The organism is Streptomyces sp. PA03-1a (assembly GCF_033792805.1).
In the GTDB taxonomy this organism is placed as follows: domain Bacteria; phylum Actinomycetota; class Actinomycetes; order Streptomycetales; family Streptomycetaceae; genus Actinacidiphila.
This window is the reverse complement of record NZ_JARAVO010000380.1, coordinates 1-5,818: the sequence shown is the minus strand read 5'-3', so window position 1 is coordinate 5,818 and position 5,818 is coordinate 1. Positions and strand designations below refer to the sequence as shown.

Sequence of the window (5,818 nt, the reverse complement as noted above, 5' to 3'; positions counted from 1 at the left end):
GGATCATTGGTCTGTGGTATCTAGCGCGTGCGTGTTCGCCAGTACGGCAACGCCGGCCCCCGCAACGTCGCCGTGGGCATCCTATGCGCGTTTGTCGAATGCGTCGCCGGCCTAGACGACGCCCGCCACGCCCCGCAGAACCAGTTTGGCACCGCCGCCTGACCTGCCCGCCCCCGGCGGCCGGGCAGGTCAGGCGGCGGTGCCAAACTGGTTCTGCGGGGCGTGGCGGTCGATGTCTTCGCCGGTGATGCACTCGACGAGCGCGCAGAGGATGACCTCGGCGACGTTGGGGGTGACGGCGTTGCCGTACTGGCGGACGCGCTCGCGCTTGGTGCCGAGGACCACGTAGTCGTCGGCGAAGCTCATGGCCCTGCCGATCTCGTGGGGCTCCAGCATCCGGAACAGGACGTCGTCCACGTTGATCTCGCCCTTGACGAGGGCGAAGCGGTCGCGGGTGGACAGGGCGCCGATCGGCTCGCGGACGGTGCGGGCGCGGCCGGTGCCGTAGTACGGGACGAGCAGGTGCTGCCAGGTGACGAGCGACTGGTGCCCGGTGGTGGTCAGGGTGCGCAGTGGCTCGTCCGCGCTGGTTCAGTGCTCGCCGCCGTCGCCCTTCGACCCGTTGTTGCGCATGACCATGGCGGGCGTGACGAGGCCGTGGTGGTTGCCGGAGGCGGTGACGGTGCACAGGGGGTCGGCGACCGATCGGGCGTCGCTGGCGCCGCCCCGGATCTCCGCGATGAAGGGCAGCCAGGCCAGTCCGGCCTCGGCTCGGGTGGTCTGGGTGCGCAGTGGGTCGTAGATCGGGCTGGCGTTCTTGCCGGGGCGGCCGTCGCAGGGGACGAGGATCGGGGGGACGGCGAGGGCGTCGTTCTCGCGGGTCGTGCGGGTCGGCATCGGGTCGAAGAGCGGGGTCGCGTCGTTCCGCCAGGTCCCGCCGGCTGGCACGACCATCGGCTCTGCGAACTTCCGGAGCCCCGCTGAGATGCGGGCTATCGTCTTGTCGGCGAGCAGGGTCTTGCGGTCGCCGATGCGCTGGCCGGGGAGCGTCCAGTCGATCGCGGCGGCCGCGGGGAGCACGTCCGGCTCCACGATCTGGTTGCGGCACTTCACCTGCGGGCACCGGTACACGTACTGCTGGCGGTACCGGCCCATGTCGTCGCCGGGCCGCTTGAAGACCTGGACCGTCCGGGGCGTGATCGACCGGCGGGAGATTGTGTCCAGCGGCTCCCTGATCGGGGTGCTGTACCTGCTGCTCAATGAGGCCACAAAGGGGTAGAACTGCGGTGCGTTGGCGTCTTGTCGGGTGGCCTCGATCCGCAGCCAAGCAGGCGCGCCGTGAAAGTGCGTGTGTGTGGCACCCCGGTATGGGGTGCCACACACATCACGCGATCAGGGCTGTTCGACTCGCAGGGCCACGTCGCTCTTGAGTGTTTGCTCGTAGCTGCGACCGTCCTGGCGGTAGGTAAACCTGGTGTCGCGCAGGTTGCCCTTGATAGGTCCGGTGATCTTCATGCGGACCACGTAGTAGATGTCGGTGTCGCCTTTCGCCCTGACTTTGACGGCCTTGTGAAAGTGGTTCTTGAGACGTTCGAAGTGCGGGTCCTCCGAATCGCCTTCGATCCCGAGCATCACGATGCCGTCGGTGTCGTTGGCGCTGTACGCACCGTATTGCAGGATCTTGATGCCCTTGGGGACTCGTAGCACTGTCGCCCCGGTGAGTTCGAGGTCCTTGTCAGAGACGTTGGTGGGTGGCGGTAGCGCCGCCCACCACACCTGCCCGACCTTGGCGTGGTCGTTACCGACCGTCCCCTGTGAGTAGGTGCCGCCGTCCAGGGCGTGGCCTTGTGCAGGACTGCTTTCTGTTCCAGAGCAGCCTGCCAGAGTGATGGTGGACGCGAGAGCCAGTGCCGCGGCAGTGCGGAGGCGTCTAGTAGGAGTAGAAGACGCCAGGCTTGCTCGAGAGCGGACCATTCTTGCCCCAGATGATGTGCGAACCGGTCTTGTTGCCGGCGGTGATGCGCTGCTTGTGCTCGCGATCGTACGAGGTGGCTGCGCTGAGAGAGATACCGAAGGCGGCCACGGCCTTGGTCCACTTGGTGCTCTTGCCGGAGGAGAGCTGGAAGTACGAGCCGCCGGGGACCTTCCCGTAGTACTGCCTCGGCGAGGCCTGGAATGCGGTGGGACCGTCCTTGCTTCGCACGTCCTGCCCGTACTTCCCCGTGGAGCCGCCAGCAGGAACCTTGTACTTGCCGGCCACGATCTGCCGGTAGGAAGACCGAGCGACGCCTGAGCAGTAGTAGGTCTTCTTGATCTTCTTGTACTCGATCGGGACCCGCCACTGCTTGGCGAAGTACGGGCCCTTGTTACTGTAACCGGTCGATATCCCGGTGGATCCACCGACCGAGACGGTGCCAGTGATCTTCCAGGTGTCGTTATGCGAAGTGGCGACGTCGACTGTGCTGGAGAGCTTCTGGTCGTAGTCGAAGTTCGCCTTGGCATCCCAGTATGCGTGGGCCTCGCCGACGGTGGTGTAGGCGACCGTCTTCGACAGCGTCTGGGTCAGCCATTCACAGGAGCCGGAGTTGAGCGGAGTGACCGCCTGACCACTGGTGTCAACACCGTTCACGACGTAAGGGTTGAAGCCTGCCGGGGGCGCGGCAGAGCGGTCGCTCTGCCACGTCGGCGTGGTCCCCTGATCGATGGGTTCGACGGAGTACTGTTCCGCGGTGGCAGCGAAGGTGGTGCTGACCTGCTCCGGGGTGGGATCGGTGCCGGCGTTGTTGGGGTCGGTGTCACTGAGCAGGGGCGACAGTGCCGTGGTGTGCGGCGCTTCATTGCTTGCCGACAGGGCAAAGCCGGTGGGTTGCGTCGATCCTGGTACCTCAGGAGCTGCGACGAGGTTGTCGGCACCGAACATGTTCACGCCGGAAGTGGTGACGCCAGCGGTGGTCGCGGTCAGGTTGAGCGCACCGTCGTTGGCGTCTGCAGCTGCCTGTATGGCTGCGGGAAGCGGGTTAGGCAGGGTCAGCTTCCATGTGCCGTCGGCCGCTGTGTGGACCTTGCCCAGGTCGGGGAGGTCGGTTGCGGTACCGTCGTCCGCCACAAGGTCGGCGGCTTCGACCGTCACCTCCAGCCCGGCAGCGGGCTGACCGTTTCCCAAAGTGAACTTTCCTTGGACAAGGCTGGGGTTCGTTGGCGTCGAGTCCGGCGGGGAGTCGGTACCGACGTCCGTGAGACCACTTTCGTCAGGCTGGGCGCCGAAGTAGGGGCGGGTGTCCGGTGTCGCCGCGAGACAGGAGGCGGTGTCCGTGAACACCGAACGGGCGTAGAGGCCTTGCCGTACGTCGTCGTTGGCGAGGGTGAGTGCAGTGCCGCCGGCTCCGGTGTAGCCCTTGACGATGCCGCTGTAGTCGATGCCGGTGGTGGCGGTGTAGACCGTGCCGGGGCCCGGGCTCCAGGCGGATGTCACCTTCGTGTCCGTGGCCAAGACCGTCTCGGTGGCCACGTCGAGCTTCGGAATAACCCCGAGCCAGGACAGGGTCCAGGACCGGATTGTTCCGTCGGTCAGGCCGTAGATCTTGTTGCCGGCCGACCAGACCTCGTCAGACTTGTTGATCGCTATCACTGCGGCGTTCGTCGCTGAGATCGTGGCCATGTCGAGCATGACGCCCTGACCGTCAGGGGCGTCACTAGAGCTCGGCTGGTGGACGGCGAGAGTACCGGCATCATCGATCGTGAAAATCTTGCTGCCTACGGACCACACGTGATCGTAACTAGCCCAGGGTTGAGCCGAGTTGGACTTAAAGGTCTTGACGTAAGTCATCAAAGAGCCGCCAGAGGCCGTGTTGTCCTTGTAGGACTTCAACTGCCCAGTCTTGCGGTCGATTTGATAGAGAATTCCGCTCCCGCCAGAGAACACCGAGGCCAGGTCCGGAATGGGTGCGACGTAGCCAGTGTCAAAGAGGGGGCCAGCGGCGCCACCGCCACTGGGGTCCCAGTCGATATACTTGCGTAGCGTCGTCGCGCCCGGAATCCCGAAAGGAAGTCCCGGTTTCGCTTCGACGACGTAGGTGGCCACGCTGGACTGGCAGTCCGCGGCAGCTGCGATGCTGGTCGGAGCCACTGTAGCAGGAGCGGCAACAGCTCCGGTGGCGAGGAGCGCCGTACCGAGCGTGGCATGCAGCAGTCGGCTACCCGATCTTCTTTGGGCTCGCTTTGTCAAGTGTTTCCCCTGAATGCAATACCCGCACCAACGGGGGTGGCGGGCAAGATATTTGGTCGTTGCCGATCAAAGCACACACGCCTTCTTTTCACCATGACCACAAGTGGAGGGCATCGTCCGGTTCACCTCGGCTCGTGCCCGCATTGCCTCGCTCGATGAATCTTTGAAGGCTTCTGCACTTGAGCTAGATATGAGCTTCAGGTCACCTTGTGAGGCGTGGAATCCACGCCCGTTCTCCGGTCGAGATCTAACCGTTATTAAATGACGAGGAGTCACGGAGGGGGTGTTTCCACCGGCCCGTCGTGTTGAACGGGCTCGCGCGGTCGAAGCGCGACGAGACAGAGCAGCGGGTCACCTCGAGGAGGAACGTGCGTGGGTGCTGGCCTGGCGCGAGGAACTCCTTGCCCACGCCTGGTGCGGGCTGGCCTGAGCGGCTGCTTGGGGGGCCTTCGGTGACCGCGGCGATGTCGAGTTGACTGCCGGGCATTGACGGCGCCCCTGATCCGTCGGATGCGGCCTCTAGGCGTACACCTCGCGCATCTTCGCCTCGAAGGCGATCACCGGGGCCTGGCGCGCACTGGTGGCCAGACGGGCCTGGAACTCGCGTACGTGGCCCGCGATGCGCGGGGAGTCCACATTGGTGGCCAGGTCCAGTGCCATGCTGGCGGTGGAACAGGCACGGTCGAGGGCCCCGTTGTGCAGTTGGGTGGTGGCGAGCCAGAAGGCGTGGAAGGCCCGGCCGCGCTGCTGCTGGCGGTTCTCGCGGCGCAGGCCTTCGGCGATGAGCGGTTCGGCTTGGCGGTGCTCGTCGAGCTGTGCGCGGGCGATGCCGGTGTCCACGATCAGCTTGGTCTCGTCGAAGTAGCGCAGCCACTGCGGCGCGTTGGCGGTGTCGGCCCGTTCGAACTCGGTGTGGGACCGGGCGAGGGCGCGGTGGCAGTCGTCGGTAGCGCGCAGCGTGGCGTGGGCGAATGCTTCCCGCATGTGGAGCATGGCCATCACGAGCTCCGGGGCCTCGGTGGTGCGGGCGGTGTCCTGCGCGGCGCGTGCGAGCGCAGCGGCTTCGCCGGCGTCGCCTTCGTAGGTGGCCTGCAGGCTCATGCACGACAGGACGTTGGCGGCGAACTGCCGGTTGCCGAGGTTCTGCGCGAGGTGCAGGGCCTGGGTGAAGTAGGTGCGGGCGGTGCTGTATTGGCGGGCGTCGAAGTAGGCCCAGCCCGCCATGCGTGCGAGCTCGGCACCCAGGCCGTCTGCCACGTACCGCGCGTAGTCCGCGCGCAGGGGGGCCGGGGTGGGTGCCTGCCAGCGGGCGACCGCGGGTGCGACGGTCTCGGCCGTGGCCATGTGGCGGGCGTCGAAGCCGGCCAGGTACTCGTCCAGCTCGGCCTTGCCCGCGGCTTGCAGTGCGGTGAGGGTCGCTGGGTTCGGGTTCGCACGGTAGGCCGCCTCTGCGGCCTACCGTGCGAACCCGAACCCCGCGGCCCTAACCCCACTTCAACCCCTTGCTCTTATAGCAATCTCAGAGCCAACGACACTCTTTTACACTTAGGAAGCCTTATTCGGCTGAAAAAAAAAAAAAAAAAAAAATAAAAA

The 5,818-nt window shown here is 65.7% G+C and carries 5 protein-coding genes and 1 pseudogene; 1 reads left to right on the top strand and 5 read right to left on the bottom strand.

Annotated elements, in window-relative coordinates:
- Positions 1-189: 189 nt before the first annotated feature.
- Both PV341_RS43400 and PV341_RS43395 read right to left on the bottom strand, forming a co-directional pair.
- Positions 190-417 (bottom strand): DNA cytosine methyltransferase, encoded by a 228-nt coding sequence (locus PV341_RS43400; RefSeq protein WP_500360778.1) that lies wholly within the window; start codon positions 415-417, stop codon positions 190-192.
- A 174-nt stretch (positions 418-591) separates the two neighbouring features.
- Complete coding sequence (locus PV341_RS43395) at positions 592-1,155, bottom strand: hypothetical protein (protein WP_500324186.1); 564 nt, start codon at positions 1,153-1,155, stop codon at positions 592-594.
- 31 nt (positions 1,156-1,186) lie between these two features.
- Here PV341_RS43395 and PV341_RS43390 point away from each other — a divergent pair.
- Positions 1,187-1,279, top strand: a pseudogene (locus PV341_RS43390) (NUDIX hydrolase); the annotation flags it as partial.
- Between the two features lie 113 nt (positions 1,280-1,392).
- On the opposite strand, the gene PV341_RS43385 reads toward PV341_RS43390, so the two are convergent.
- From PV341_RS43385 to PV341_RS43375, 3 genes are all read right to left on the bottom strand, one after another.
- Positions 1,393-1,776 carry a hypothetical protein gene (locus PV341_RS43385; RefSeq protein ID WP_500324185.1) on the bottom strand — a complete coding sequence of 128 codons (384 nt, stop codon included), beginning with the start codon at positions 1,774-1,776 and terminating at the stop codon, positions 1,393-1,395.
- A gap of 154 nt (positions 1,777-1,930) precedes the next feature.
- Positions 1,931-4,081, bottom strand: a complete 2,151-nt coding sequence (locus PV341_RS43380; protein ID WP_500324184.1) for a hypothetical protein — start codon at positions 4,079-4,081, stop codon at positions 1,931-1,933.
- Positions 4,082-4,744: 663 nt separating this feature from the next.
- The gene (locus PV341_RS43375) at positions 4,745-5,593 is read right to left on the bottom strand and encodes an NsdA family TPR-like regulatory protein (RefSeq protein ID WP_500360779.1); all 849 of its coding nucleotides are present in this window, start codon (positions 5,591-5,593) and stop codon (positions 4,745-4,747) included.
- Positions 5,594-5,818 lie beyond the last annotated feature (225 nt).

What these genes read in the sequence shown, in the direction of transcription:
- PV341_RS43395 (WP_500324186.1), bottom strand. Translation starts at nt 1,155, where the DNA reads ATGGGCCGGTACCGCCAGCAGTACGTGTACCGGTGCCCGCAGGTGAAG.